This window comes from Labrys sp. E2SS-1L (assembly GCF_057073705.1).
Genome location: NZ_CP172712.1, coordinates 1,301,989 through 1,326,609, shown reverse-complemented (window position 1 = coordinate 1,326,609; position 24,621 = coordinate 1,301,989). Strand labels below are relative to the sequence as shown.

Sequence of the window (24,621 nt, the reverse complement as noted above, 5' to 3'; positions counted from 1 at the left end):
CGGCGGGAAGGGCTGAAACGCGAACGCGTTGCGCGAACTCAGTAGCGGTAGAGTTCCGGCTTGAACGGGCCGTTCTGGTCCACGCCGATATAGGCCGACTGCTTTTCCGAAAGCTTGGTCAGGGTGGCGCCGACCTTGGCGAGATGGAGCGAGGCGACCTTCTCGTCCAGGTGCTTGGGCAGCGTGTAGACCTGTTTGCCGTACTGGCCGGGGTTGGTCCACAGCTCGATCTGCGCCAGCGTCTGGTTGGTGAAGGAGGCCGACATCACGAAGGAGGGATGGCCGGTGGCATTGCCCAGATTGACCAGGCGGCCTTCCGACAGGAGGATGATGCGGTGGCCGTCGGCGAACTGGATCTCGTCGACCTGCGGCTTCACATTGGTCCACTTCAGGTTGCGCAGGCCGGCGACCTGGATCTCCGAATCGAAGTGGCCGATGTTGCAGACGATGGCGCGGTCCTTCATGGCGCGCATATGGTCGAGGGTGATGACGTCGACATTGCCGGTGGCGGTGACGAAGATGTCGGCGCGGGGAGCAGCCTGCTCCATGGTGACGACTTCATAGCCTTCCATCGCGGCCTGCAGGGCGCAGATCGGGTCGACTTCCGAAACCAGCACGCGGCAGCCGGCATTGCGCAGCGAGGCGGCCGAGCCCTTACCGACGTCGCCGAAGCCGGCGACCATGGCAATCTTGCCGGCCATCATCACGTCGGTGCCGCGGCGGATGCCGTCCACCAGCGATTCGCGGCAGCCATAGAGGTTGTCGAACTTCGACTTGGTCACCGAGTCGTTCACATTGATGGCCGGGAACAAGAGCGTGCCCTTCTTGGCCATCTCGTAGAGGCGATGCACGCCCGTGGTGGTCTCTTCCGTCACGCCGCCGATGGCAAGCGCATTCTTGGTGTACCAGCCCGGATGCGTGGTGAGGCGCTTCTTGATGGCGGCGAAGAGGACTTCTTCTTCCTCATTGGTGGCGCCATCGAGGAAGGCGGTGTCGCCCTTCTCGGCGCGCAGGCCCAGATGCATCAGCATGGTGGCGTCGCCGCCATCGTCGAGGATCAGATTCGGCGTGCCGCCATCGGCCCATTCGAAGATCTTGTGGGTGTATTCCCAATAGTCTTCCAGGCTCTCACCCTTGATGGCGAAGACCGGGGTGCCGGCGGCAGCGATGGCTGCTGCAGCATGGTCCTGGGTCGAGTAGATGTTGCAGGACGCCCAGCGCACATCGGCGCCGAGAGCCTGCAAGGTCTCGATCAGCACGGCCGTCTGGATGGTCATGTGCAACGAGCCGGCGATGCGGGCGCCCTTGAGCACCTGGCGCGGGCCATATTCGGCGCGCGTGGCCATCAGGCCCGGCATTTCGCTCTCGGCGATCTCGATTTCCTTACGGCCCCAGGCGGCCAGACCCATATCCTTGACGATATAATCTTGCGTGCTCATTCGATGCTTCCCGCATTTGACATGGCGGGCGTCTAGCACAGTCGGCCTTTGCCGGCAATAAGGATATAAGGATTTCTTTATGTGACGAAGGTGCCGGCGCCTCGTTCCCAGCCCGGCACGACGCCAAAAGGGCGGGCCAATCCGCCCGCCCTTCTGTTTCGATCCGACGCCGAGGCTCGGCGAATAGCGGCCTTACTGGCCGAGTTCGTCCCGCGTGGGAATGCGCCCGTTCGGCGTCAGCTTGTTGATGATCTCGGGCAAATGCTGCGCGAGCTGGCCGAGCAGGTCGTTGGGATTGACGCCCGCCTTCTGGGCAAGGTTGTTCAGCGTATCCTGGCCGAGGACCTGGCCGAGTTGGCCCGGCTGGATCGGTTGGTTCTGCCCGCCGCCGATCCAGGAATTGATCACGTCGCCCTGGCCCGACTGCTGGAATTTCTCCAGGAGGCCGCCGAGGCCGCCGAGCAGGCCGCCATCGTTGGAGGCGTCCGCCTGCGGCGCGGACGGCGCGGGAGCCGGTGCCGGCGCAGGGATGGAGGCTTGCGTCTCCGGCTGGGCATCGTCGCTACCCCCCTTCAGCCATTTCGCGAGCAGAAGCGCACCGGCGGCGATGATCAGCGGCTTGGTGAAATTGTTCTGTGGCACGGCATCGTTCACGGCAGTGTCGAAAAGGCCCATGTCTGCGTCTCCTCGTGAAGGAATGGGGTGCCGCGATAACCGCGGTCGCCTCCAATGTTGTGTATCCTGTCTCTAACGACAAGCATTTTACAACAGTGAATGCGGCAAAATTTTTTCCGAAATTGACTTTGCCTTACGGCAGGTTGCCCCTTGCCAAAAGAATTTGTCCCCCTACGATCATTTAATGGTAAGATTCGTATCTGTCATCCGCCACGAGGGAAAGGCGACTCCATGGGTATCTTGTCTTGGATTATTCTGGGCTTGATCGCGGGCTTTGTCGGCAGCAAGGTCGTCAACAAATCGGGTTCCGGTTTGCTGATGGATATCGTGATCGGCATCATCGGCGCGCTCGTCGGCGGCTTCATCGCCAAGGCAATGGGCATCGGCACTGTCGATGGCATCAATATCGGCAGCATCCTCATTGCCATTGCCGGCTCGATCATCGTGCTGGTGGGTTACAACGCCCTGGCCCGGCGCTGACCCTGCCGAGATCACGATGCGCTGAGAGGCCGGCTGCGTAACCGGCCTTTTTCTTTGGAACCAAGGACGTTCCGGCAAGGCCCACTTCAGTGCCTTGCCTGGGCGCATTCTCCCATTCGGAGGCGATCCCACCCAGTCGCAAAATGTTTCAGCGATGCAGCACGAAGTCCGGATCGTAGGGCACGCTGAATTCGCCGACATCGGACAGCACTGCCAGCCGGTTTCCGCGGGCCTCCACCTCCGTCACCCGGTCCCATCCCGCCGGCACCGGCATGATGCCGATGGCCTGCCGCAAGTCGATCTCACCCGACGGCGTCAAGCTGATCGACGTCGGGATGCCCTGTTCGCTATAGTTGTTGGGCTCGATCGATGCCTTGTGGCCCGCCAGCAGATAGGTCCGCACTTCCTCCATGCCGAGCACACCCCGATGGCGGCTGTTCCAGGGGCTGTAATAGCGGCCGCCATTGCTCATCCACAACAGGGTGGAGGGGAAGTCTTCCGGCCGCTTCAGGCTGAGCACCAGATCCGCCTCGCGATGCCGTAGCGCGGCGCCCCAGGCGAGCTCCCGGCCAGGCGCCTCGGGCATCATCACGCAATCCTCGTGGTTGCGGTCGAAGGGGTAGCAGCTGAGATTGGCCGTGCCGCCATCGGCTAGTGGGGCCTTCTTGAGATCATTGAAGCGCGCGGGATAGGCCAGTGCCGAGCGCCCCTTGAGCGGATCGGCCTCCAGCGGATCGGTCGACGTCTCGATGAAACGCTTGGGCGAAAAGCTCAGATGGCCGCCCTGTGGCAGCGACACCATCATGTGCAGGCCCACGGATACCGCTCCCTCGCCCCCCTGGAACAGATGGCGCTGATAGAGGAAGGGATGGTCGTCACGCAGGGTGAGTTCCTTGACGACGCGCGCGCCCATCACCCGCTTTTCCAGTTCGAAACGGGCCTGGCGCCCGCCATCGACCGTGCGGGTCTCCAGGTGCCTCCAGGCCGAATTGGCCGGCCAGCCATGGGCCGGTGAGCCATCGACATCGCTCAGGCCGAAAGGAGCGCAGAGGAAATCACCCGACAGGCGCTGCAGATGGGCCGGCGTGTCGGCGGCATGCGCCTCCTCCAGCCAGGGGGCACTATGCAGCGGCGCGACCTGGCGGCCGTCCCGCTCCACCATGAGTTCCCGGATATGCCCGACCGCAAGATCCAGAGTCGCGCGGATGCCGTGCGCCTCGATCGTGACAAACTCCCCATCGGCGGCCATCGACTGCATCTCCCCTGAATCGTCTAATTTTATTCGTGTCAAAACAATAGGATAGGCTTCCTGCGGCTCCAGTATGATCCAAAAGCGGGCGGACGCAACAGGGCGGCGAGCACCGCAAGCAGCCGCTCCGGCCACCTCGTCTTCTTCGCCGACGGACCTCGAGCCAAGCGAAGAAGGTGCTTGCAACAATATAAATGCACTAATATATTAATCGACACCGCACAGGGCGCGATTATCGGAGCCACCCGCCATGCTGGACACGCTGCGACATGCGAATGTGAGGCCGCGCTCCACGGCGACCAATGTCTATGAGATGTTGCGCAGCGACATCGTGCTCGGCGTGCTCAGGCCACAGCAGCCGATCCGCGAGGCCGATATCGCCGCCAGCCTCTCCGTGTCGCGCACGCCGGTGCGCGAAGCCTTGCTGCGCCTCGCCAATCTCGGCCTGGTCGAGATCTTCCCGCAGAGCGGCACGGTGGTTGCGCCGATCCGGGTGGAGAAAGTCAAGGCCGCCCAGCTGATCCGCGAGGTCGTGGAGGTGGAAATCAGCCGCAGGGCGTGCCAGGCGGTGAACCAGGCCGATCTCGACGCACTGGCGGGCATCGTCGACGAACAGGAATTCGCGGCGGGCCGCAAGGACGTGCGCCGCTTCTACGAATTGGACGAAGCCTTCCATCGCCGTATTTTCGCAACGGTCGACTGCCTGGCCGCCGCAGACGAGCTGGAGGACATGAAGGCCCACCTCAATCGCCTGCGCTTCGTCACCGTGAACTGGCCGAACCGCTCGGAAGCCATCATCGCCGAACATCGCGACATCCTTGCCGGCCTCGCCGCCGGTGACGAGGACGCCACCGCCATCGCCATGCGCAACCATCTGCGCACGATTCTGCAGGCGCTCGACAATTTCGTCACACGCACGCCGTGAACCAGAGCCGCCGCAAAGGCGGCCTTCACAACGACCAAACCAAGGCTGCGGCAACGACCGCAGGCAGGAGGGAACCCCATGATCTTGACGAAGTTACGTGCAGCGGCCGTTGCCGGCCTGCTCGCCGCGGGCTTGTCGGCCCCGATGGCCCACGCCGCCGACAAGCCGCAACTGACGGTGTCGCACGACAAGGCCGGCTGGCAGGCCAATTTCGAGGCCTATGGCAAGGACGACCCCACCGCGAGCTGGCAGGTCACGCCCTTCGGCGACACCACCAACTACCAGGCGGCGGTCCGGGCAGCCCTGCCCACCTCCTCGGCGCCCGGCATGTTCACCTGGTGGTCCGGCTACCGCATGAAGGACCTGGTGGAGGCAGGCCAGCTAGAAGATCTCACCGCGATCTGGAAGCCCCTGCTGGCCGACGGCAAGGTCAAGCAGGAAGTCGCCGATGCCTTCTCCTTCGACGGCAAGATCTATGCCGTGCCCAACAACGTCGCCTATTGGGCGATGTTCTACAACAAGAACGTCTACAAGGAGCTCGGCCTCGAAGTCCCCAAGACCTGGGCAGAGCTGGAAGGCAACCTCGCCAAGATCAAGGCCGCCAACAAGATACCGATCGGCCAGACCATCGAGGGACGCTGGCCGGCCTTCATCTGGTTCTCCGAATTCCTGGTGCGGTCCGATCCGGATTTCTACGTGAAGCTGATGGCCGGCAAGGCCAAATATACCGATCCGCAGGTCGCGGCGGCCTTCGCCACCTGGAAGGACTGGATGGCCAAGGGCTGGATGGACGACGGCACTTCGCCCTTCGGCTTCACCACCGGCGACAGCATGAACAACTCCTTCGCCCAGGGAAAGGTCGTCCACATGCTGGTCGGCACCTGGTTCGCCGACACCGTCACCAAGGCCGGCACCATCGAGGGGCGCGACTGGGGCCTGTTCGTGCTGCCCAACAAGAATGCCAGCCTGCCGCCGAGCGTGATCTTCGAGGCTGGACCGCTGCTGGTGTCGAAGAACTCCGACACGCATGACACCGCGGTGAAGGCGGCTACCTATTGGATGAGCAAGGAAGGCGAGCAGCGCTGGGCCGACCTCACCGGCTTCCTCGTCGCCAATAGCGATGCCAAGCTGCCTGATGACAAGGAAGTCGCCAAGCTCAACGATGTGGTGGCCAAGGACCACTACAAGCTGCTCGGCCGCTACTGGGAAACCACGCCTTCTCCGATCGCCGAGGCGGCCGTCGACGAGATCTCCAAATTCGTGCTCGACCCGAATTCCGCTCCGGAGGTGATGCAGAACCTGCAGAAGATCGCGGACGATTACTGGGCGGCGCACCCCAAGCCGTGAGGTCGCTCGCAGCATCTGCTCAACAGTAAGACGAAGCACAACTTGCCTTCTCCGCGAAGCGGGGAAGGTGGCCCGGCGAAGCCGGGTCGGATGGGGTGCAGCGGGCAATGCGCCGATCGCAACCCGATTGCACAACCATCCTGCCAGCCTTCCGGGGTTTCGAGCTGCCCACCACACCCCATCCGTCATTTCTTCGAAATGACACCTTCCCCACTACGTGGAGAAGGCTTTCTGAAGCACTTCCGGAGCCCGACGCAGCGATCATGTCTCCCCTGTCCGACCCCAAGCAGCGCGAAGCCTATCTCTATGTCGCCCCGGCGGCGTTGATGGTCGGCGTCTTCCTGATCCTGCCGATGCTCTACACCACCATGCTGGCCTTCACCGACTGGAACGGCATGACGGCGCCGACCTTCATCGGCTTCGCCAACTTCTTCAAGCTGGTGACGGACACCAATTTCACCCGCCCCTTCGTCAACACGCTGAAATGGATGGTGCTGGGCGTGGTACTGCCGGTCGGGCTCGGCTTCTTCTTCGCCTACGCCATTTCGGGGCTGAGAGGGGCGAAGCTGATGCAGATCTGCATCTACATTCCCGCAACCATCTCGGCCTCCGCCGCCGGCATCGTCTTCGGCTTCGTGCTGCGCGACCAGGGCGCCCTCAACATCCTGCTGGATGCCATCGGCCTCGGAGCCCTCAAGGTGAACTGGCTCTATGTCCAGCCCTACAACACCTATGCGATGATCGGCGCCTATACTTGGCAGGCAACCGGAATCAATGTGATGATCTTCCTGGTGGGCCTGCAGAACCTGCCGAAGGAGCCGGTGGAAGCGGCCACGCTCGACGGCGCAGGCGGCTTCGTGCTCGCCACCAGGATCATCATCCCCATGCTGATGCCCTATGTGGTGATCGCCTCGCTGCTGGCGGTGATCAACTCCTTCAAGGTGTTCGACACCATCTGGGTGATGACCGGCGGTGGCCCGGCCCGCATGTCCGAAACCCTGGCGGTGACCATGTACAAGGAGGGCTTCGCCAATTTCAAGATGGGCTACGCCTCGGCCGTCGCCGTGGTGATCTCGGCGCTCTCGCTGGTGTTTTCCTATCTCTATCTGCGCAACATGCTCGCACGGGAAAGCCAGGTATGAGCCGGCAGCGCGCGATCGCCGCGGAACCCCGCAACCTCAGGAAGAGCGTGCTTTCGGGTGCCATGCTGGTGGTGACGCTGGTCTGGCTTTCGCCGATGGCCTTCCTCTTGATGAACACGCTGAAGACGGCCACCGACTACACACGCGGCCCGCTCAAGCTGCCGACCAGCTTCAATCTCTTCCACAATATCGCCAATGCCTGGGCGCAGGGGATCCAGAGCGGCTTCATCAACTCGCTGCTCTATGGCGCGGCGAGTTCCCTCACGGCGGTGCTGCTCGCCGCCTTCGCTGCCTATGGCATCGTCCGGCTGAAGCTGCCGCGGGGCCTCGGCTGGTTCCTGTTCATCTATTCGGGCACGATCTTTCCGCTGCAGATGTATCTGATCCCTTTGTTCAAGAGCTACATCGCGCTCGGCCTCTATGACACCAAGCTCGGCCTGTTCGCCTTCTACACCGCGATCTGCATCCCCTTCGCCACCTTCGTGATGCGCGGCTTCTTCCTCACAGTGCCCTGGGACATCCAGGAGGCGGCCGAAATGGATGGCGCCTCGAGCTGGGAAGTGTTCTGGAAGATCATGATGCCGCTCGCCAAGGCGCCCTTCCTGATGCTCACCCTGGTGCAGTTCACCTGGGTATGGAACGACCTCCTCTTCGGCATGATCCTGGTGCGCTCGCCCGATGCCCGCCCGGTCCAGGTCGCCCTGCTCGGCATGCAGAGCCTCTATGGCCAGGCCGACGCGCCGACCATCATCACCGCGACCCTGATCGTCTCGTTGCCGACCCTCATTCTGTTCCTCATGCTGCAGAAACACTTCGTCCGCGGCCTCGCTTTGGGGGCCGCGAATTGATGCGTCCTTTCTGCCTCTTCCCTCCCTGCAATCGGATAGTGCGATGAAGATCGTCGACCTCAAGGCCACCACCGTCGCCGTGCCGCTCGAAGCGCCGCTGCGCCATGCCGCCGGCGCGCATTGGGGGCGCTTCATCCGCACCATCGTGGAAGTCATCACCGACGAGGGCATTATCGGGCTCGGCGAGATGGGCGGCGGCGGCGAGTCGGCCGAGGCGGCGGTGCGCGCCCTGCTGCCTTATCTCGAGGGGCACGATCCGCTGCAGCTCGAGCAGTTGCGCTGGAAGATCATGAATCCCACCGCCTCGCTCTACAACAACCGCATGCAGCTCCATGCCGCCATCGAAATGGCCTGCATGGATGCCGCCGGCAAGAAACTGGGCATAAGGGCCTGCGACCTGATCGGCGGCGCCATCCGCGAGACAATCCCCTTTGCCAGCTATCTTTTCTACCGCTACCCCCATGAGGCAAGCGGCCAAGGCGGCGAGACCAGCCCCGACGAGATCGTCGCCCATGCCCGTGCGCTCAAGGCCCAGCATGGTTTCACCAGCCACAAGCTGAAGGGCGGCCTCTTCCCGCCGGATCATGACATCGAAACCGTCCGCGCCCTGGGCGCGGCGTTCCCTGGAGACCGGCTGCGCCTCGATCCCAACGCGGCCTGGTCGGTGGAAGAAGCGGTCCGCGTGGGGCGGGCGATCGAGCATCTCAACAACGACTATTTCGAGGACCCGACCTGGGGCCTCGAGGGGATGCGCCGGCTGCGGAACCTGGTGCGTATTCCCACGGCGACCAACACGGTGGTGGTGAATTTCGAGCAACTCGCCACCAACCTACGGCTGGAGGCCGTGGACGTCGTGCTGCTCGACACCACCTTCTGGGGCGGCCTGCGCCAGGCCTACAAGGCCGGCACCGTGCTGGAGACCTTCCAATACGGCGCCGCCGTGCATTCCTCGGGCGAGCTCGGCATCCAGCTCGCCTCGATGCTGCATCTGGGCGCGGCGCTGCCGAACCTCTCCTTCGCCGCCGACGCGCATTACCATCACCTCACCGACGACATCATCGTCGGCGGTCCCTTGCGCTATGTCGGCGGTGCCATCGCCCTGCCGCAAGGACCGGGCCTTGGCGTCGAGCTCGATCGCGACAAGCTCGCCCGCTATGCCGAGCATTACCGCGAGGTCGGCGGCTACACCTATGACCGCGATCCCGGCCGCCCGGGCTGGTATTCGATCCTGCCCGAGCAGCGCTTCGCCGATCCCCGAAAATAAGGGGCCTTTCAGGCCGCCCGATAGCGCTCGGCCGCGTGTTCCTGCCGGAAGTTCGGCAGCATGGCGCGGCGGGCGGCATCGAAGGCCTCCCACTGGCTCGCATCCGGCAGCGGCGGAATGGTGACGGCTTCGCGCCTGTCGAAGCCGACCAGCGCGGCGTCGACCAGTTCGCCGACGTCCATCACGCCCTCCAGTGCGTTCACGTCGCGGCCGGAGCGTTCCCAGATTTCGGTGCGGGTTGCCGCCGGCAGCACGGCCTGGATATAGAGGCCGCGCGGGCCGAGTTCCACCTGCAAGGTCTGCGACAGGGTCAGCACGAAGGCCTTGGTCGCCGCATAGACGCCCAGGGAAAACTCCGGCGCCAGCGCCACCACCGAGGCGATATTGACGATGGCACCGGTGCCCGCGGCAAGGAAGCGAGGCGTCACTGCACCGGCCAGTCGCGTCAGCGCCGTCACGTTGAGGCGAATGAGCTTGTCCAGCGCTTCCGGGTCCTGGTCGGCAAAGCCGCCATGGGCGGCGGCACCGGCATTGTTGACCAGGATGCCGATCTTGGCATCCTCGCGCAGGCGCGCCTCGATACGGGCGAGATCCTCGGAGGCCGTCAGATCCGCCTTCAGGACATCGACGGCGACGCCGTTTTCCTGACGAAGGCGGTCGGCGAGCGCGTTCAGGCGCGCCTCGTCCCGTGCCACCAGCACGAGGTCATGGCCGCGCCGGGCGAAGCGTTCGGCATATACGGCGCCAATGCCGGTGGAAGCACCGGTGATGAGAACGGCGGGAAGGGATTTGGTCATAGCATTTCTCCAAACTTATTCATGATAGTCATCATATATAATGCATTCATGATGGACATCATGTATAAAGTCAAGCGAGACAGGAGGGCACGTCATGAAAGTCAGCCGCGAGCAGGTTGCCGAGCATCGTCACCGCATTCTGGAGGCAGCCGCGCGTCTCTATCGGGAGAAGGGTCTGGAAGGGGTCGGCGTCGCGCAGATCATGGCCGCCGCCGGGCTCACCCATGGCGGCTTCTACGGTCATTTCAAGTCGAAGGAGGACCTGATCGCCCAGGCGCTCGCCCATGTGCTGTCCCAGTCCGAAAGCGCCAAACCTCCGGGCCGAACCATGGCCGACTATGCCGCGGCCTATCTCACCCCGGCGCATCGGGACGCCCGCGCCGAGGGCTGCCCCTTTGCCGCACTCGGCTCGGAGGCCGTGCGCGGGTCGCCGGACATTCGTGCCGTGATGACCCGTTCCCTGCGCGATCAGATCGAGGATTTCAGCGCGACCGCTGCCGGCGAAACGCCGCAGGAACGGCGAAGCGCCGCGATCGCCGGCTGGGCCGCCATGGTCGGCGCCGTGATCCTGGCCCGCATCGCCGACGATCCCGCCCTTTCCAACGAGATCCTGTCGGCGACGCTCCGGCGCGTGGCCGGTTCGTAACGAAACTCGATTTTTCCTCGCCGGGCCGCCGGCGCTCACTCATGCGGCCGAGCCGCCCAGGCTCAGGCCCAGCCGAACAAGGTCGGTTCCGGCTTTGGCAAGGCGCCTTCGATCTCGAGCAGGCGGCGCTTGGTCGCCACGCCGCCATAGGCAGAGAAGCCACCGAACTTGCCGCCGGCCGCCATCACCCGATGGCAGGGCATCACGATGGTGAATGGGTTCTGCCCCATGGCCTGGCCGACATCGCGCGCCAGCAAGGGATCGCCCAATTGCTTGGCGATCTCGCCATAGGTCATGGTGGAGCCGGGAGGGATGGCTCGCGCCACGGCATAGACCCGGCGATTGAACTCCGGCACAGCGGCCATGTCGAGCTCGATGAAGGACAGATCGGCCGTCTCTCCCGCCAGCAGGGCCTGGATGGCCGCGATGGCCTGGCGAACCGGCGCCGGCGGCTCGGCCTCCACCGCACCCGGCAGGGAGCGCAGCATGCGCGCCCTCAGGCCCGCCGGGCTATGGGATGGCAGCTGCACGCTGACGAGGCCTCTATCGCCCCAGGCCAGGACACAGGTGCCGATTTCGGTGTCGAACAAGGCGAAATGGGGGGAAGTCATCGCTTCGTCTCCCTGTGGTTGAACTTGCCGCGATATCACCGCAAAAAGCCCCACGCTTCCACCCGATATCTATGGTCGGCAAGTATAGTTCGCCAGTCCCCTGACATCCGCCGAAGCTTCACCAGCAAGGCCTTCACTTTACCAAACGGCATCACCACGCAGGCGTTTGCAAATTCAAACCGTTCCAAACAAGGGTTGAGCGCGAGAAAATCCGTTCATATCCGTTAAAAAAGCAGGATTTCCGTGCGTTTCCGGTGTACATGCGATGGCGATATCGAACCGGTCATGCGATAACGCCATCGGACGAATCATCGAAAGGATAACATCATGCCTGTCAGCACCAGCGATCTTGCCGACCGTATTGCCGCCGCTCATGGCCTGACTAAGACTGCCGCTAAGGCAGCTGTCGAGGACGTTCTGAAAGGGATCACCGAAGCGGCTGTCAAGGGTGAGGAAGTCTCCCTGAACGGCTTCGGCAAGTTCAAGGTGCAGGCCAAGCCCGCACGCGAAGGCCGCAACCCTTCCACCGGCGCCACCATCAAGATCGCCGCTTCCAAGAAGGTGGTCTTCCAGCCTGCCAAGGCGCTCAAGGATGCCGTGAACGGCTGATTCCGCGGGCCGCAAGCCCCATTTCAAAAACGGGACGGTGTCGGTGAGACACCGTCCCGTTTTTATTTTGCGCCTACGCTTGCGGTCTCAGGCAGGCGGCATCGCGAGGCCGCAGCCGCGCAGAACGATATCGCCGATAGCAAGCGCGGCCGCCTCGAAATCCTTCTTGGTCAGCCGGCTGACTTCCATGGCATCGCAGGCCAGCACCTCGAAATCGGCGTAGAACTGCGTCGTGCTCCACAGCATGATGAAGAAATGCGGAATGGCGATCGGTGCCATCCTGCCGGCAGCGATCCAGCCTTCGACCACGGCCGCCTTGGCGCTCGTCGCCTGCTTGACGTGGCTGCGGCCGGCCTTGTCGAGAAATTTCGCGCCGCTGAGGATCTCGTTGGCGAACAGCTTGGACTGGGCGGCGAACCGGCGTGAATAGTCGAGCTTGGCCCGGATATAGGCCATGATGGCTTCGGCCGGGTCGCGCTCGGGCTGCAACTCTTCGAGCGCCGTATCCCAGCTGGCGATCAGCCGGTCGATCAAAGCGCGATAGATATCCTCCTTGGCCGGGAAGTAATAATAGACGTTCGCCTTGGGTAGCCCCGAATGTTCGGCGACCTCTGCGATCCGCGTCCCATCGAAACCCTTGCGGGCGAACAGGTCGATCGCCGCGGCCAGGATTGCCGCCTCGTTGCGGGCCCGGATGCGTTCCTCGTTGTCCGAACCATCCTTGCGCGCCTTCTTTGCGCTGGTCGTCGCCACCTTGTCCTCCCGCATTCTCGAGATGCGTCCGTGTCCCGGAAATGCCGGTATCGGAACCCGATGTCAAAACCTGACCGAAGCGTCAGATTTTTTCAACTCATAACTTGACGTTTTGGTCAGGTTTTGCCTATCCTCCTTGCAACGAGGGGGATGCAGCAGCGATGCCGACATCATTGCGTGACGTCATGCGGGACGTGCTGGATGGCTGGCATGACGATCTGCCGCCTGCCTGGCGCGATATCCTCGCACCGGTCGAGCTGGGCTTCGCCGACATGGATGCCGGCCTGATGCTGGAGCCGTGGGAGCCGGTCTTTCCCGTGCGCAAGGGACGCCTCTTTCCCGGCCAGCCCAGAGGGGCGCATATGCTGCGCGCCTTCGACATCGAGCCCCAGCAGGTGCGCTGTGTGGTGCTGGGCCAGGATCCCTATCCCAGCCCTGACTTTTCGACTGGCCGCGCCTTCGAGGCCGGCAATGTCGCCGAATGGCGCGAACTGGAGAAGATGTTCTCGGTCAGCATCCGCACGGTGATGCAGATGATCGTCGCCGCCCGCACCGGCGAGGCAGGCTGGACCGGCAGCACCGCCGATTGGCCGCACCTGCGTGCCGCCATCGAGGCCGGCACCGTCGCGCTCGAGCCGGCCAATATGATCGCCGATCGCTGGGTGGCCAGCGGCGCCCTGCTGCTCAATGCCTCGCTGACCCTCAGCCGCTTCCAAGTCTCCATCGATCCGCATCAAAGCCGGGGCCATCTGCCGCTGTGGCGGCCACTGATCGTGGCGGTGCTGCGCCATCTCGCCGGTTCCGGACAAAAAGTGGTCTTCCTCGGCTTTGGCGAGGCAGCGGCGCAGACCCTCCGGACGGCCGGCATCATGGAGGGCGACGACTGCATCCTGCGCGAGCATCCGGCCCGGGGCGATGCAGTGCTCGGCCTGCCCAATCCCTTCATTCTCGGCAATGAGCGGCTCAAGGCGCTCGGCGCCGCCCCGATCGACTGGTGAGGCCATGCGCAGCGATGCCGAATATGACTATGTGATCATCGGCGCCGGCTCGGCAGGCTGCGTCGTCGCCAACCGTCTGTCCGCGGATCCGGGCAATCGCGTATTGCTGCTCGAAGCGGGCGGACGCGACCGCAATCCCCTGTTCCGCCTGCCCATGCTGATGGGCAAGCTCTTCAATTCCGGCCTCTACAATTGGAATTACCGCACCGAGCCCGAGCCGCACCTCAACAACCGCACGCTCTATTGGCCGCGCGGCAAGGCGCTCGGCGGCACCTCGACCATCAACGGCATGATCTATGTGCGCGGCAACGCCCAGGATTACGACCGCTGGGCCCAGATGGGCCTGCCGGGCTGGTCCTATGACGAGGTGCTGCCCGCCTTCCGCCGTTCCGAGACCCATGTCGAGCGCAACGGTGCCTTCCACGGCACCGAGGGCGCCCTCACCGTCTGCCGCGCCCGCGGCCGCAACGGGCTATTCGATGTCTTCATCGAAGCCGGCGTGCAGGCGGGCTATCCCCGCAACGACGATTTCAACGGAGCCGAACAGGAAGGCTTCGGGCGCTATGATTTCACCATCCGCAAGGGCAAGCGCTGGTCGACCTCCCACGCCTTCCTGCGACCGGTGCTCGACCGGCCCAACCTGACGGTAGAGGTGAACGCGCTCAGCCAACGTATCCTGGTGGAGAACGGACGTGCTACCGGCGTCCTGTTCACGCAGGGCGGGCGGGCACGCACCGTGCGGGCCGGACGGGAGGTCATCCTGTGCGGAGGAGCCGTCAACTCACCGCAATTGTTGATGCTTTCCGGCATCGGGCCGGCTGATGAGCTGGCTAAACATGACATTGAGGTACGGCACGACCTGCCGGGCGTGGGCCGCAACCTGCAGGACCATGTCGATTGTTGCCTCAGCTACGAATGCAAGCAGCCGGTGACGCTCTATGGCGATCTTCGCGCCGACAAGCTGATCGCTTCGGTCGCGCAGGGCATGGTGCTGGGCACCGGCATCACCACCACCTTCCCCTATGAGGCCGGCGCCTTCATGAAGTCGCGGCCTGACCTGGTGGCGCCCGACATCCAGGCTCATTTCATGCCGGCGCTGGAGAAGACCGCCAATCTGCATTGGCCCAATCCCTTCCGCAAACAGGCGGTGGAGGCCAATCATGGCTTCACCATCCGGGTCGGCCCGGTCAATCCGGAGAGCCGGGGCACCATCACGCTGCGCTCCGCCGATCCGGCGGCGGCGCCCCGTATCCAAGCCAATTACCTCGCCACCGAATTCGACCGCAAGACGATGATTTCAGCCATCCGCATGATGCGCGAGGTCATCGCTCAGCCGGCCTTCGATGCGTATCGCGGCAAGGAACTGGCGCCGGGGCCTGGCGTGCTCAGCGACGGTGAACTGCTGGAATGGCTGCGGGCCTCGGCCCTGACCACGCTCCATCCGGTCGGCACTTGCAAGATGGGCAACGATGGCGAGGCCGTCGTCGATGCCGAGCTCAGGGTCCGCGGCATCGAGGGGCTGAGGGTCGCGGACGCCTCGATCATGCCGATCATTTCGAGCGGCAACACCAATGCGCCGACCATCATGATCGGTGAGCGGGCTGCCGATTTCATCCTCAACACCAAGCTATGACACGGAAGCGGCAGCCATGATCATCGAACAGCGCACCTACAGCTTCAAGCCGGGCCAGCTCGACCGCTGGCTCAAGAAATATGAGACCGAAGGCCTGCCGATCCAGAAGAAGCATCTGGGCACCTTCATGGGCCTCTGGGTCAGCGAGATCGGCCCGCTGCATCAGATCGTGATGATGTGGGCCTATCAGGGCCTGGGTGACCGCGAGACACGGCGCGCCGCCATGGCTGCGGACCCGGCCTGGACCAAGTTCATCGGCGAAGTCTGGGGCCTGGACGCCATGATCTCGCAGGAGGTCAAGATGCTCAAGCCGACCTCGATCTGCCCGCCCTTGCCGGCGGCCTGACGGCGAAGTGACGAACCGGGGCGCCGAAGCGTCGCGGAAAACAACAAGAAACCAACACCATCCAGATCAAGAGAAGGGAACTGACAGATGACGAAGACTCCCTCCGTTTCAGGCCTGTTCCGGCATTCGGCCTCACGCCGCCAATTCCTCATCGGCACAGCAGGCGTCGCAGCGCTCGGCCTGCTGTCGAGCCAGGCCCGGGCCGCCGATGGCCTGGTGGCGCTGGTGCATACCCAGGCGGCTGGCGACAACGGCCCGGTCGACGGCATGATCGCGTCGCTGAAGAGGCTGGCCGGCGAAAAAGGCTTTGCCACCCGCATCATCTATGCGCAGGACGCCGCGACCTATGAATCGATCTTCCGCAGCCTCGGCGATGCCGGCGCCAGCGTGGTCGTCTCGACCTTCAACGAGGTCGCCGAGCCCTTCAAGGCCGTGGCGCCCGAATATCCCAACACCAAATTCGTGCAGCTCTACGCCGACCCGTTCGAGCCGGCGATCCCGAATGTGGTGACAGTGGCCTATGACTATTATCTGGGCTGCTATCTCTCGGGCCTGTTCGGCAGCCGCATCTCCAAGACCGGCGCGATCGGCTATATCGGCGGCGCCAGCATTCCCGGCCAGATCGCCGATCTCAACGCCCTCAAGGCGGCGGCCGCGGTGATCGGCCCCAACATCAAGTTCACCGGCGCTTTCGCCGGCTCGTTCCAGGACCCCGCCAAGGGCCACGAGATCGCCAACCAGCTGTTCCAGTCCGGCGTCGATTACATCCAGACCGACTCGGCCGCCACGGATACAGGCATAATCCAAGCCGCGACCGAAGCGCCCGGCCGCCTGGTCAGCGCCATTTCCAGGGAGCAGTACAAGCTCGGCCCCAAGGCGGTCGCCGCCATCGTCAAGCTCGACTTCGGCCTGTCGCTCTATCAGGAAGTCAGCAAGGCGCTGGCCGAAGGCTGGAAGGGACATCACGTCTCCACCGGCATCGACACCGGCGTGATCGACTTCGAGCTCTCGGACACCTTCCTCAAGGAAGGTCCGGCCGATCTCGTGGCCAAGGCCAAGGAGATCTGGCCCGACATCGAGAAGGCAAAGAAGGAGATCATCGCCGGAACGCTCAAGGTGCCGCTCAACACCGCGCTCTAGAGCCCCCTCCTCGCCGCCTCGACACGCGCCGTCTTGCCTGCGGCCGTGGCGAGGCGCAGTGCTCCATCCGACAGGTTGCGGCCCCAGGGCCCGCGCATCCGGGAAGACCACCATGCCCCAGCACGCCCTCGAATGCGGCGATGTCAGTGTCCTCTTCGGCGAGGTTGCGGCGCTCAGGCAGGTGAGCCTGGGCTTCGAGGCCGGCCGCATCCATGCCGTCGTGGGACAGAACGGCGCCGGCAAGACCACCTTTGCCCGCGTCTGCGCCGGCATCGTCAGGCCTTCCTCCGGACAATTGCTGATCGGGGGACACCCCGTGCCGCTCGGCAAGGTCAATGCCGCTCGCGCCGCCGGGGTCGAACTCGTGCATCAGAGCTTCGCCCTGCCGCCCTCCTTCACCGTCGCCGAAGCCATGGAATTCGGTGCGCAGGGCCGCGGGGCGCTGTTCTCCGCCAAGACCCTGCGGGCCCGCTGGACCACCCATCTCGAAGGCCTCGGCGTGAAGGTCGATCCACGCGCCCGCATCCGCGACCTGCCGGTGGAAACCCGCCAGGCGGTCGAGATCGCCCGTGCGCTGGTGACGGATGCCCGCATCCTCATCCTGGACGAGCCGACCGCCGTGCTGTCGCCTTCGGGCATCGAGACCCTGTTCGAGCGCCTGCGCGGCCTGCGCGAGCGCGGCGTCACCATCATCCTGATCCTGCACAAGATCCGCGAGGTGCTCGGCATCGCCGAGACCGTCAGCGTCCTGCGCGGCGGACGCCTGATCGAGGCCTGTGTGCCCGTAGGCACCATCGACGCCATCCGCCTCGCCAATGCGATCATCGGCACCGCCGCCGGCCTCGACAAGGCGGACAAGGCCGCTCTGGTCGGCGAGGGCGTCAGCGCACCTTCCACCCACGCCGCGATGCCATCCGCTGCCGCCCCCATCCTCGACATGAAGGCCGTCACCACCCGCCCGGACGGCGAAGGGCGCCCGCTCGACCGGGCCGACCTCGCCCTCCGCGGCGGCGAAATCGTCGGCATCGCCGGTGTCGAAGGCAATGGCCAGCAGACGCTGGTCCGTGCCCTCGCCGGGCTCGTCGGCCTGGAACGCGGCACCATCGCGCTCGGTGGGCTGGATGTCACCAGGCGCCCCGTGATCGAGCGCCGCGCCGCCGGCCTGCGCATCATTCCCTTCGACCGCAACAGCGAGGGGCTGAGCCTGACCAGCTCGCTGTGGGAGAACTGGGCCGCCCGCAACCTGCTGCTGGGGCGCATCCTTTCCTTCGTCGCTCCCGCGCGGCTGAGGAAGGCCTGCCAGGCCAGCCTGCACGGGTGGGACGTCCGTTTCGCCACCACCACCCAGCCAGCCGGCTCGCTCTCGGGCGGCAATGCCCAGAAGGTCATCCTCGCTCGCGAAATCGACGAGACGGCGCGGCTGGTCATCGCGGCCCAGCCTACCCGCGGCCTCGACATCGGCGCCACCGCCTTCGTCTGGCGCGCGCTCAGAGCCTGCCGCGACCAGGGCTGCGGCGTGCTGCTGATCTCCTCCGACCTCGACGAACTCTTCGACATCGCCGACCGCGTGGTGGTGATGTTCTCCGGCCGCATCGTCGCCGAGTTCACCGCTCCCTTCGACATGGCGGCGGTGGGCCAAGCCATGGTCGGCGATGTCGGCCTGGATGAAGCCGCATGACCGCCCGCCTCCTTCCCATCCTGCGCGCCGTCAGCTTCGTCGCCCTGGCCCTCGGCCTGTGCGGCATCGTGTTCGAGTTTGCCGGCTATTCGGCCCCGGAGATGTTCCGCAGCATCGCCGACGGCGCCTTCACCTCGCCCAATGCGCTGATGAAGAGCCTGCGCTGGGCTCTGCCGCTGGTGATCACCGCCGCCGGCGTGCTGGTCTGCTTTCGCTGCGGCTATTTCAATGTCGGGGCGCAGGGCCAGTTCTATCTCGGTGCCATCGGCGCGGCGACGGCCGCCCAGCTGTTGAACGGCGCACCCGCATTGGTCGTGGTGCCCGTGGCCATGCTGGCCGGCATGCTGGCGGGCGCCCTGTGGTCGGCCTGGCCCGGTTTCCTCAGGCTGCGCTATGGCACCGACGAGGTGATCACCACGCTGATGGGCAATTTCATGGCCGGCCTGCTGCTGGTCTATGTCACTTCCGGCCCGCTGAAGGATCCCTCCGGCACCGGACAGGTCACCGCAAGCCGCCCCGTCGCCTCCGCCTACCGCATCGCCACCTCGGTCGGCGTCTCACCCACCACGATCGCCCTGTCCGTGCTGGTTCTGGTTCTGGTCTGGCTCCTGGTAAACCGCACCGCCTATGGCGTGCTCTCCAGCCTGGCCGGCCGCAACGCGGTGATGATCGCCTGGCAGGGTGCCCGGCTCTCGCGCCTCGGGCTGTCGGCCTTCCTGATCTCAGGCGCCCTAGCGGGTCTCGCCGGTTCGATCGAGCTGCTCGGTCCCAATGGCCGCCTGGTCAGCGGCTTCCTGCCCGGGCATGGCTTCACCGCGATCCTGATTGCCCTGGTCGCGGGGCTCTCCGTGGCCGGCGCGGCCATCGTCTCGCTGTTCTTCGGCGGCCTTGCCGCCGCCAGCCTCTATCTGCCGGTGATCGCCGGCCTGCCGGCCGCTGCCATCGACGTGATCAACGCCGCCATCGCCCTGTTCATCACGGCGCGCACCTGGCTGCTGCCGGACTTCATCAAGCGGCGCCTGCCGGCGCGGAGGACCCAGCCATGAGCGACATCCTCATAGCCATCCTGCGCTCGGGCACGCCGCTGATCTATGTAGCCATGGCCGGCATGCTGGCCCAGCGCGCCGGCATCTGGAATCTCGGTCTGGAAGGGCTGATGATCGCGGGCGCCTGTGCCGCCGCCGTCGGCACCGCCAAATCCGGCTCCGTCGCCTTCGGCCTCGGCCTTGCCATCGTGGTCTGCGTGCTCGGCTCTATGCTGCTGTGGTTCGTGGTCGAGAAGCTGAGGGCCCATCCGATCATCGCCGGCCTCGGCCTCACCGGCCTCGGGCTCGGCGGCACGGATCTCGCCGTCCAGGCCATCTATGGCAGCCAGGCCTCGGTGATGGCCGGCCGGGGGCTGCCCCGGCTCGGCGAGGCCTTCGGCCCCTTCGGGGTGCTCTCCGTGCTGGTGATATCAATGCCCTTCGTGGTGCTGGCGCTCTGGGTCATCGTGCGGCGCACCCGTTTCGGCCTGCAACTGACGGCCTGCGGCGAACACCCCTTCGCCGCCCGCAGCGTCGGCGTGGCGCCGGCTCGCATGCGCCTGATCGCCCTGATGGGCGGCGGCGTGCTCTGCGCCCTCGGCGGCGCCGAACTGGCGCTCGGCACGCTCCAGCTCTTCAGCATCAACATGACGGCCGGCCGCGGCTTCATGGGCTTCGCTTCGGTGATCTTCGGCGGCGGCCATCCGATCGGCTCGGCGCTAGCAGCGCTGTTCTTTTCCGTCGTCGATGCGCTCGGCATCCGGGCCCAGCTCGTCTTCGGCGACAAGGTGCCCCGCGATCTCCTGCTTGCACTGCCTTATCTCGCCACGGTGCTGGGCGTGTGGATCAGCGGGCAACTACGCGGTGGCGTCAAGGCAGCCGCGACCGGCGGCGAATTACGGGATTACTGACAATGACGGCCTTTGCCCAACGCCACGCGATCAGCGATGTCTGCATCCTCACCGCCGACATCGAACGCTCGATCGCCTTCTACACCGGCAAGCTCGGCTTCACCCTGAAGCATCGCGCCCCCGGTTTTGCCGATTTCAACGGCGCCGGGCTGACCCTGGCCCTGTGGGACATCGGCCATATCAGCAAGCATGCCGGCCTGTCGGCCGAGCGTGGCTCTGGCCATCACAATGTGCTGATCGCCGTGCTGATGTCCTCGCCGGCCGAGCTCGATGCCTGCCATGCCGAACTCGCCGCCAAGGGCGTTTGCTTCCAAAGGCCTCCGGCCGATTACGCCTGGAATGCCCGCTGCTGCTATTTTGCCGGACCGGACGGGGAGGTCTGGGAACTCTATGCCTGGCTCGACGGCGGCGCGCCGGGGAAACTGGCATGAGCAAGGTCCTGATCCGCAACGCCACCATCCTCGCCATGGGCGGCGAACAGGGCAGCACGCCCTTCACCGGAGACCTCCTGGTCGAGGGCAATCGCATCGCCGCCATCGGCCCTGATCTTGGCGACCATCCCGGTGCGAGACTGATCGACGGGCGCGGCCGGCTGGTGATGCCGGGCCTCGTCAACGCCCATACCCATTCCGGCGAAACCTTCTTCCGGGGGCGTTATGAACGCCTGCCGCTGGAATTATGGCTGCTCTACGCCTATCCGCTGCTGATGGGTCCGCTGCTGCCGCCGCGCCTTGTCTATCTGCGCACGCTGCTGCTCGCGATGGAATCGCTGAAGGGCGGCGTCACCCTGCTCTGCGACGATTTCTTCGACCCGCCCCGGCACGATCTCGATAGGCTCGGCACCGTGTTCCGTGCCTATGAGGATGCCGGCATCCGCGCCAACGTCTCCAGCGCGGTGATGAACATCCATCCGCTCGATGCCCTCGCCTATGGCCGCCAGACCATGCCGGCGGACCTGCAGGCCAAGCTCGATTTCGGCCCGCCGATTACCGCGTCCGCCTATGTCGACTATTGCCGATCCGCCCTGGCGGCCTTCCAGGACAAGGCCGGACGGCTGCGCTTCATGATCGCTCCCTCCGCGCCCCAGCGCTGCACACCCGACCTGATGCTCGCCTGCGACGAGCTGGCCCGGCAATGGCGCGTGCCGTTCCATACCCACATCCTGGAGACCAAGACCCAGGCGGTGACGGGACAGCTTTTCCACGGCAAGAGCCTGATCCGCTACCTGCACGATCTCGGCTTGCTTCACCCCGGCATCACCATCGCCCATTCGGTCTGGGTCGACGAGGACGATATCGCCCTGATGGGCGCGGCGGGTTGCTCGGTGGCCCATAATGCCGTTTCCAACCTGAAGCTCGGTGCCGGCATCGCGCCGCTCCGCCGCCTCATCGATGCCGGGGTCACCATCGGCCTTGGCACCGACGGCGTCTCATCGAACGACAGCGCGCGCATCTTCGACGTGATGCGCACGGCCGCTTTGGTGCAAAGCGCCACCGGCCCCGATCATGAGCGCTGGGTCTCTGCGCAGGAAATCCTCAACGCTGCCACGCTGGGCGGCGCGCGCAGCGCCCTGCTGGGCGAGATCACCGGTTCGTTGGAGGTCGGCAAGCGCGCCGACCTGATCATGCTTCGGCTCGACAGCCTCTCCTTCACGCCGCTCAACGACATCATCAGACAGCTCGTCCATGCCGAGAATGGTGCTTCGATCGAACGCGTGATGGTCGAGGGCGAGATCGTGGTGGAACAGGGCCGCCTGACCCGCGTCGACGAGGAGGCCGTCCTGGCCGAGATCCGCGAGGCCATGCCGGCCTTCCTGGCTGGTCATGCCGAGATCGAAGCCCGCAACAGCATCTTCCATCCCTATTTCGCCCAGATGCATCAGCGCGCCACGGCCCAGAATGTCGGCATGGACAGATATGCCGGCACGCGGGGCTGAGCGGCGAGAAAACATCAGAGGAAAAATACTCTAGGCAGCGGCCGAGCCGGATCGCCGCCCCGCCTCGACCAGGCCGGCCCAGCGCCCCGGGGTCACCCCATAGGCTTTCTTGAAATGGCGTGTGAGGTGGCTCTGATCGGCAAAGCCGGTGGCGGCGGCGACCTCGGCGAGCGGTTCGCCCGCCGCGATCAAGGCGCGGGCCTGCCCCAGGCGCCGCATCAGCAGGAAACGGTGCGGGCTGGTGGCGAAGGCGGCGCGGAAATGTCGGGACAGGGCGTAGCGATCGAGCCCTGAGATCTCCTCCAGTTCCTCCGAACGTACCGCCTCAAGGGCATGGGCCTCGAGATAGTCGCGGACCCGGTCGACCTGCCGCCAAGCCAGGCTGCCGAGAGGCTTGAGCGGCTGGCCGGCGTGGCGAGCCAGGCCCTGTGCCAGGCGGGCAAGGAGATCGTCGGCTGCAAGCTGTTCCAGCCCACGGTCGAGCGGACCGAGCAAGCCGAGAATGTCCTCGCGCAGTGCCGGATCGCTGAATACCGGCTGGCGCAGGAAAGGCAGCGACACCGCTCCGTCGCCAAGGCCGCGCATCAAGAGCGAGGGCTCGAGATAGAGGATGCGGTAATGCAGCCCCTCCTCGGTGCCGGCGCCGCCATCATGCAGCTCGTCCGGATGCAGCACCAGGATCTGCCCCGGCAGGCTGGCGCGCGAGGCGCCGCGGTAACGGAAGCTCTGGACACCGTCGAGAGTGACGCCGACGGCATAGGTGTCATGGCGATGCAGTTCGAAGGCATTGCCGTGAAACCAGGCTTCCATGCGCTCGATGCCGGGCAGCGGGGGCGCGGTACGGATGCCGTCGTCGCACGAACGTTCAAGACCCTGGAAGGCCTGCCGCCCTAGGGATGGCGGCAAGAGACCGGCCTGGGGCTCGGCATCCAAAGATTCTGACTCGAAAGTCGTCATTCATGTTCGATACCAAGTTTGCCATCGTGTTGCGAGACGATCTTGCCGCCTGGCAGGCGCTCAGCGTCACCGCCTTCCTCACCAGCGGTATTGTCGCCCAGGCACCCGACATGATCGGCGAAGCCTATCGTGATCGCGCCGGGCGTTTCTACAACGCTCTGTCGGTGCAGCCCGCCATCGTGCTGGCCGCGGATGCGGAAACGATGAGCGCGATCCATCGCCGCTCGCTCGACCGGGGCGTCCGGACCTCGCTCTATATCGAGGAGATGTTCAAGACCGGCCACGATGCCGCCAATCGCGCCGTCTTTGCCGATTTCACCGTCGACGACGCCAAGGTGGTCGGCATTGCGCTACGAGCCGACAAGAAGCTCGTCGACAAGATCGTCAAGGGCGCGAAAATGCACCCCTGAGACCTAATACGGTTCACTTAAGCAGGAACCCCTCCGAATTTGTCATAGCCGGGCTTGACCCGGCTACCCAGAAGCCGCACGGACGAACCGTCGGGGAGCTGGATTGCCGGGTCAAGCTCGGCAATGACAAAGGTCGAGCCCCCCGAAACGCTTAAGTGAACTGCATTGACCCCTGAGACCGGCAAACGAGATGGGACGCGCCGAGCCAGACGAGGCAGGAAACGCTCAGGCCTTCACATTAGCCACCGAACCGCCGGTCACCCTGACGAGGTCGGCGGGTGTGGTGCGGAAGGCATGGGTGGGTGACCCCGCCGCGGCCCAGACCGGATCGAGGGCCAGCAGGTCTTCGTCGATCAGGATGAGGGCCGGCGCCAGATGCCCGACCGGCGCCACGCCGCCCACCGCAAAGCCGGTGGTGGTCTCGACCCAGGCGGGATCTGCCCGCTCGACCTTGCGGCCAAGGGCGGCGCCGACCTTGGCGCGGTCAATGCGGTTGATGCCGGAGGCGACCACCAGGATCGGCGTCTCGCCCGAGCGGAAGATGATCGACTTCGCGATCTGGGCAACACTGCAGCCCACGGAAGCGGCGGCCTCGGCGGCGGTATGGGTGCCCTCGGCGAACATCGCGATGGTGTCGGGATGCCCGGCCTGCAGCAGGGCCTGCCGGACCCGGTCAATGGCTTGCGTCATGAAATCGTCCTCATCCGAAAGCCTGGCAAGTTAGGGCAGGCAGGCGAGGGTGCCAAGCGAGGAGTGTTTCCCGGGACCGCAGGCGTCTCGCCTGCTCTTGGAAGCACCGAGC

The 24,621-nt window shown here is 65.0% G+C and carries 26 protein-coding genes; 18 read left to right on the top strand and 8 right to left on the bottom strand.

What is annotated here, in order from left to right:
* Positions 1–38: 38 nt before the first annotated feature.
* Both ahcY and ACIGJE_RS06020 read right to left on the bottom strand, forming a co-directional pair.
* Positions 39–1,439, bottom strand: coding sequence for an adenosylhomocysteinase (gene ahcY, locus ACIGJE_RS06025; protein WP_311937820.1), 1,401 nt, complete (start codon positions 1,437–1,439; stop codon positions 39–41).
* A 192-nt stretch (positions 1,440–1,631) separates the two neighbouring features.
* Positions 1,632–2,114 (bottom strand): YidB family protein, encoded by a 483-nt coding sequence (locus ACIGJE_RS06020; protein ID WP_311937818.1) that lies wholly within the window; start codon positions 2,112–2,114, stop codon positions 1,632–1,634.
* Positions 2,115–2,345: 231 nt separating this feature from the next.
* On the opposite strand from ACIGJE_RS06020, the gene ACIGJE_RS06015 reads away from it, so the two are divergent.
* Positions 2,346–2,594, top strand: coding sequence for a GlsB/YeaQ/YmgE family stress response membrane protein (locus ACIGJE_RS06015; RefSeq protein ID WP_311937816.1), 249 nt, complete (start codon positions 2,346–2,348; stop codon positions 2,592–2,594).
* Positions 2,595–2,742: 148 nt separating this feature from the next.
* On the opposite strand, the gene ACIGJE_RS06010 is transcribed toward ACIGJE_RS06015, so the two are convergent.
* The gene (locus ACIGJE_RS06010) at positions 2,743–3,843 is read right to left on the bottom strand and encodes a hypothetical protein (protein ID WP_311937814.1); all 1,101 of its coding nucleotides are present in this window, start codon (positions 3,841–3,843) and stop codon (positions 2,743–2,745) included.
* 250 nt (positions 3,844–4,093) lie between these two features.
* Between ACIGJE_RS06010 and ACIGJE_RS06005 the strand changes: the two genes are divergently transcribed.
* From ACIGJE_RS06005 to ACIGJE_RS05985, 5 genes are all read left to right on the top strand, one after another.
* Positions 4,094–4,768: a GntR family transcriptional regulator gene (locus tag ACIGJE_RS06005; RefSeq protein WP_311937812.1), complete on the top strand. Its 675-nt coding sequence runs from the start codon at positions 4,094–4,096 to the stop codon at positions 4,766–4,768.
* A 78-nt stretch (positions 4,769–4,846) separates the two neighbouring features.
* A complete protein-coding gene (locus ACIGJE_RS06000; RefSeq protein ID WP_367623837.1) occupies positions 4,847–6,115 on the top strand; it encodes an ABC transporter substrate-binding protein in 1,269 nt (422 codons plus the stop codon).
* A 263-nt stretch (positions 6,116–6,378) separates the two neighbouring features.
* The gene (locus ACIGJE_RS05995) at positions 6,379–7,257 is read left to right on the top strand and encodes a carbohydrate ABC transporter permease (RefSeq protein WP_311937808.1); all 879 of its coding nucleotides are present in this window, start codon (positions 6,379–6,381) and stop codon (positions 7,255–7,257) included.
* Positions 7,254–8,105, top strand: a complete 852-nt coding sequence (locus tag ACIGJE_RS05990; protein ID WP_415082555.1) for a carbohydrate ABC transporter permease — start codon at positions 7,254–7,256, stop codon at positions 8,103–8,105. Before ACIGJE_RS05995 ends, ACIGJE_RS05990 begins: the two co-directional genes overlap by 4 nt.
* Positions 8,106–8,148: 43 nt before the next feature.
* Positions 8,149–9,369, top strand: a complete 1,221-nt coding sequence (locus ACIGJE_RS05985; protein WP_394312599.1) for an enolase C-terminal domain-like protein — start codon at positions 8,149–8,151, stop codon at positions 9,367–9,369.
* A gap of 8 nt (positions 9,370–9,377) precedes the next feature.
* On the opposite strand, the gene ACIGJE_RS05980 is transcribed toward ACIGJE_RS05985, so the two are convergent.
* Complete coding sequence (locus tag ACIGJE_RS05980) at positions 9,378–10,166, bottom strand: SDR family NAD(P)-dependent oxidoreductase (RefSeq protein ID WP_483679558.1); 789 nt, start codon at positions 10,164–10,166, stop codon at positions 9,378–9,380.
* 94 nt (positions 10,167–10,260) lie between these two features.
* Between ACIGJE_RS05980 and ACIGJE_RS05975 the strand changes: the two genes are divergently transcribed.
* The gene (locus ACIGJE_RS05975; protein WP_483679556.1) at positions 10,261–10,812 is read left to right on the top strand and encodes a TetR/AcrR family transcriptional regulator; all 552 of its coding nucleotides are present in this window, start codon (positions 10,261–10,263) and stop codon (positions 10,810–10,812) included.
* A gap of 62 nt (positions 10,813–10,874) precedes the next feature.
* Here the strand turns inward: ACIGJE_RS05975 and ACIGJE_RS05970 are convergent, their stop codons facing one another.
* A complete protein-coding gene (locus ACIGJE_RS05970; protein ID WP_483679555.1) occupies positions 10,875–11,423 on the bottom strand; it encodes a methylated-DNA--[protein]-cysteine S-methyltransferase in 549 nt (182 codons plus the stop codon).
* A gap of 327 nt (positions 11,424–11,750) precedes the next feature.
* On the opposite strand from ACIGJE_RS05970, the gene ACIGJE_RS05965 reads away from it, so the two are divergent.
* Positions 11,751–12,032: an HU family DNA-binding protein gene (locus tag ACIGJE_RS05965; RefSeq protein WP_068297566.1), complete on the top strand. Its 282-nt coding sequence runs from the start codon at positions 11,751–11,753 to the stop codon at positions 12,030–12,032.
* Between the two features lie 87 nt (positions 12,033–12,119).
* Here the strand turns inward: ACIGJE_RS05965 and ACIGJE_RS05960 are convergent, their stop codons facing one another.
* The gene (locus ACIGJE_RS05960) at positions 12,120–12,785 is read right to left on the bottom strand and encodes a TetR/AcrR family transcriptional regulator (protein ID WP_311937794.1); all 666 of its coding nucleotides are present in this window, start codon (positions 12,783–12,785) and stop codon (positions 12,120–12,122) included.
* 161 nt (positions 12,786–12,946) lie between these two features.
* On the opposite strand from ACIGJE_RS05960, the gene ACIGJE_RS05955 reads away from it, so the two are divergent.
* The 9 genes from ACIGJE_RS05955 to ACIGJE_RS05915 all read left to right on the top strand — a co-directional run bounded on the left by ACIGJE_RS05955 (position 12,947) and on the right by ACIGJE_RS05915 (position 22,452).
* Complete coding sequence (locus ACIGJE_RS05955; RefSeq protein ID WP_483679553.1) at positions 12,947–13,783, top strand: uracil-DNA glycosylase family protein; 837 nt, start codon at positions 12,947–12,949, stop codon at positions 13,781–13,783.
* Positions 13,784–13,787: 4 nt separating this feature from the next.
* Positions 13,788–15,416 carry a GMC family oxidoreductase gene (locus tag ACIGJE_RS05950; RefSeq protein WP_311937790.1) on the top strand — a complete coding sequence of 543 codons (1,629 nt, stop codon included), beginning with the start codon at positions 13,788–13,790 and terminating at the stop codon, positions 15,414–15,416.
* A gap of 16 nt (positions 15,417–15,432) precedes the next feature.
* Entirely contained in the window at positions 15,433–15,762 is a 330-nt protein-coding gene (locus tag ACIGJE_RS05945) for an NIPSNAP family protein (protein WP_311937788.1), read from the top strand.
* A gap of 87 nt (positions 15,763–15,849) precedes the next feature.
* Entirely contained in the window at positions 15,850–16,902 is a 1,053-nt protein-coding gene (locus ACIGJE_RS05940; RefSeq protein WP_311937786.1) for a BMP family ABC transporter substrate-binding protein, read from the top strand.
* 112 nt (positions 16,903–17,014) lie between these two features.
* Complete coding sequence (locus ACIGJE_RS05935) at positions 17,015–18,580, top strand: ABC transporter ATP-binding protein (RefSeq protein WP_415082546.1); 1,566 nt, start codon at positions 17,015–17,017, stop codon at positions 18,578–18,580.
* Complete coding sequence (locus ACIGJE_RS05930; RefSeq protein WP_415082544.1) at positions 18,577–19,626, top strand: ABC transporter permease; 1,050 nt, start codon at positions 18,577–18,579, stop codon at positions 19,624–19,626. Before ACIGJE_RS05935 ends, ACIGJE_RS05930 begins: the two co-directional genes overlap by 4 nt.
* On the top strand, positions 19,623–20,516 hold the full coding sequence (locus tag ACIGJE_RS05925) for an ABC transporter permease (RefSeq protein ID WP_149253304.1): 894 nt from the start codon (positions 19,623–19,625) through the stop codon (positions 20,514–20,516). Before ACIGJE_RS05930 ends, ACIGJE_RS05925 begins: the two co-directional genes overlap by 4 nt.
* A gap of 2 nt (positions 20,517–20,518) precedes the next feature.
* Complete coding sequence (locus tag ACIGJE_RS05920) at positions 20,519–20,947, top strand: VOC family protein (protein WP_311937780.1); 429 nt, start codon at positions 20,519–20,521, stop codon at positions 20,945–20,947.
* Complete coding sequence (locus ACIGJE_RS05915; protein WP_415082541.1) at positions 20,944–22,452, top strand: amidohydrolase family protein; 1,509 nt, start codon at positions 20,944–20,946, stop codon at positions 22,450–22,452. The genes ACIGJE_RS05920 and ACIGJE_RS05915 overlap by 4 nt, the downstream gene beginning before the upstream one ends.
* A gap of 30 nt (positions 22,453–22,482) precedes the next feature.
* On the opposite strand, the gene ACIGJE_RS05910 is transcribed toward ACIGJE_RS05915, so the two are convergent.
* Entirely contained in the window at positions 22,483–23,358 is an 876-nt protein-coding gene (locus ACIGJE_RS05910; RefSeq protein ID WP_415082649.1) for a helix-turn-helix domain-containing protein, read from the bottom strand.
* 53 nt (positions 23,359–23,411) lie between these two features.
* On the opposite strand from ACIGJE_RS05910, the gene ACIGJE_RS05905 reads away from it, so the two are divergent.
* A complete protein-coding gene (locus tag ACIGJE_RS05905) occupies positions 23,412–23,819 on the top strand; it encodes a DUF2000 family protein (RefSeq protein ID WP_483679549.1) in 408 nt (135 codons plus the stop codon).
* Positions 23,820–24,044: 225 nt separating this feature from the next.
* On the opposite strand, the gene ACIGJE_RS05900 is transcribed toward ACIGJE_RS05905, so the two are convergent.
* Complete coding sequence (locus ACIGJE_RS05900) at positions 24,045–24,509, bottom strand: YbaK/EbsC family protein (protein WP_149253299.1); 465 nt, start codon at positions 24,507–24,509, stop codon at positions 24,045–24,047.
* Between the last annotated feature and the right edge of the window lie 112 nt (positions 24,510–24,621).

Coding starts and splice junctions, on each gene's coding strand:
- ahcY (WP_311937820.1), bottom strand. CDS start 1,439: ATGAGCACGCAAGATTATATCGTCAAGGATATGGGTCTGGCCGCCTGG.
- ACIGJE_RS06020 (WP_311937818.1), bottom strand. CDS start 2,114: ATGGGCCTTTTCGACACTGCCGTGAACGATGCCGTGCCACAGAACAAT.
- ACIGJE_RS06015 (WP_311937816.1), top strand. CDS start 2,346: ATGGGTATCTTGTCTTGGATTATTCTGGGCTTGATCGCGGGCTTTGTC.
- ACIGJE_RS06010 (WP_311937814.1), bottom strand. CDS start 3,843: ATGGCCGCCGATGGGGAGTTTGTCACGATCGAGGCGCACGGCATCCGC.
- ACIGJE_RS06005 (WP_311937812.1), top strand. CDS start 4,094: ATGCTGGACACGCTGCGACATGCGAATGTGAGGCCGCGCTCCACGGCG.
- ACIGJE_RS06000 (WP_367623837.1), top strand. CDS start 4,847: ATGATCTTGACGAAGTTACGTGCAGCGGCCGTTGCCGGCCTGCTCGCC.
- ACIGJE_RS05995 (WP_311937808.1), top strand. CDS start 6,379: ATGTCTCCCCTGTCCGACCCCAAGCAGCGCGAAGCCTATCTCTATGTC.
- ACIGJE_RS05990 (WP_415082555.1), top strand. CDS start 7,254: ATGAGCCGGCAGCGCGCGATCGCCGCGGAACCCCGCAACCTCAGGAAG.
- ACIGJE_RS05985 (WP_394312599.1), top strand. CDS start 8,149: ATGAAGATCGTCGACCTCAAGGCCACCACCGTCGCCGTGCCGCTCGAA.
- ACIGJE_RS05980 (WP_483679558.1), bottom strand. CDS start 10,166: ATGACCAAATCCCTTCCCGCCGTTCTCATCACCGGTGCTTCCACCGGC.
- ACIGJE_RS05975 (WP_483679556.1), top strand. CDS start 10,261: ATGAAAGTCAGCCGCGAGCAGGTTGCCGAGCATCGTCACCGCATTCTG.
- ACIGJE_RS05970 (WP_483679555.1), bottom strand. CDS start 11,423: ATGACTTCCCCCCATTTCGCCTTGTTCGACACCGAAATCGGCACCTGT.
- ACIGJE_RS05965 (WP_068297566.1), top strand. CDS start 11,751: ATGCCTGTCAGCACCAGCGATCTTGCCGACCGTATTGCCGCCGCTCAT.
- ACIGJE_RS05955 (WP_483679553.1), top strand. CDS start 12,947: ATGCCGACATCATTGCGTGACGTCATGCGGGACGTGCTGGATGGCTGG.
- ACIGJE_RS05950 (WP_311937790.1), top strand. CDS start 13,788: ATGCGCAGCGATGCCGAATATGACTATGTGATCATCGGCGCCGGCTCG.
- ACIGJE_RS05945 (WP_311937788.1), top strand. CDS start 15,433: ATGATCATCGAACAGCGCACCTACAGCTTCAAGCCGGGCCAGCTCGAC.
- ACIGJE_RS05940 (WP_311937786.1), top strand. CDS start 15,850: ATGACGAAGACTCCCTCCGTTTCAGGCCTGTTCCGGCATTCGGCCTCA.
- ACIGJE_RS05935 (WP_415082546.1), top strand. CDS start 17,015: ATGCCCCAGCACGCCCTCGAATGCGGCGATGTCAGTGTCCTCTTCGGC.
- ACIGJE_RS05930 (WP_415082544.1), top strand. CDS start 18,577: ATGACCGCCCGCCTCCTTCCCATCCTGCGCGCCGTCAGCTTCGTCGCC.
- ACIGJE_RS05925 (WP_149253304.1), top strand. CDS start 19,623: ATGAGCGACATCCTCATAGCCATCCTGCGCTCGGGCACGCCGCTGATC.
- ACIGJE_RS05920 (WP_311937780.1), top strand. CDS start 20,519: ATGACGGCCTTTGCCCAACGCCACGCGATCAGCGATGTCTGCATCCTC.
- ACIGJE_RS05915 (WP_415082541.1), top strand. CDS start 20,944: ATGAGCAAGGTCCTGATCCGCAACGCCACCATCCTCGCCATGGGCGGC.
- ACIGJE_RS05905 (WP_483679549.1), top strand. CDS start 23,412: ATGTTCGATACCAAGTTTGCCATCGTGTTGCGAGACGATCTTGCCGCC.
- ACIGJE_RS05900 (WP_149253299.1), bottom strand. CDS start 24,509: ATGACGCAAGCCATTGACCGGGTCCGGCAGGCCCTGCTGCAGGCCGGG.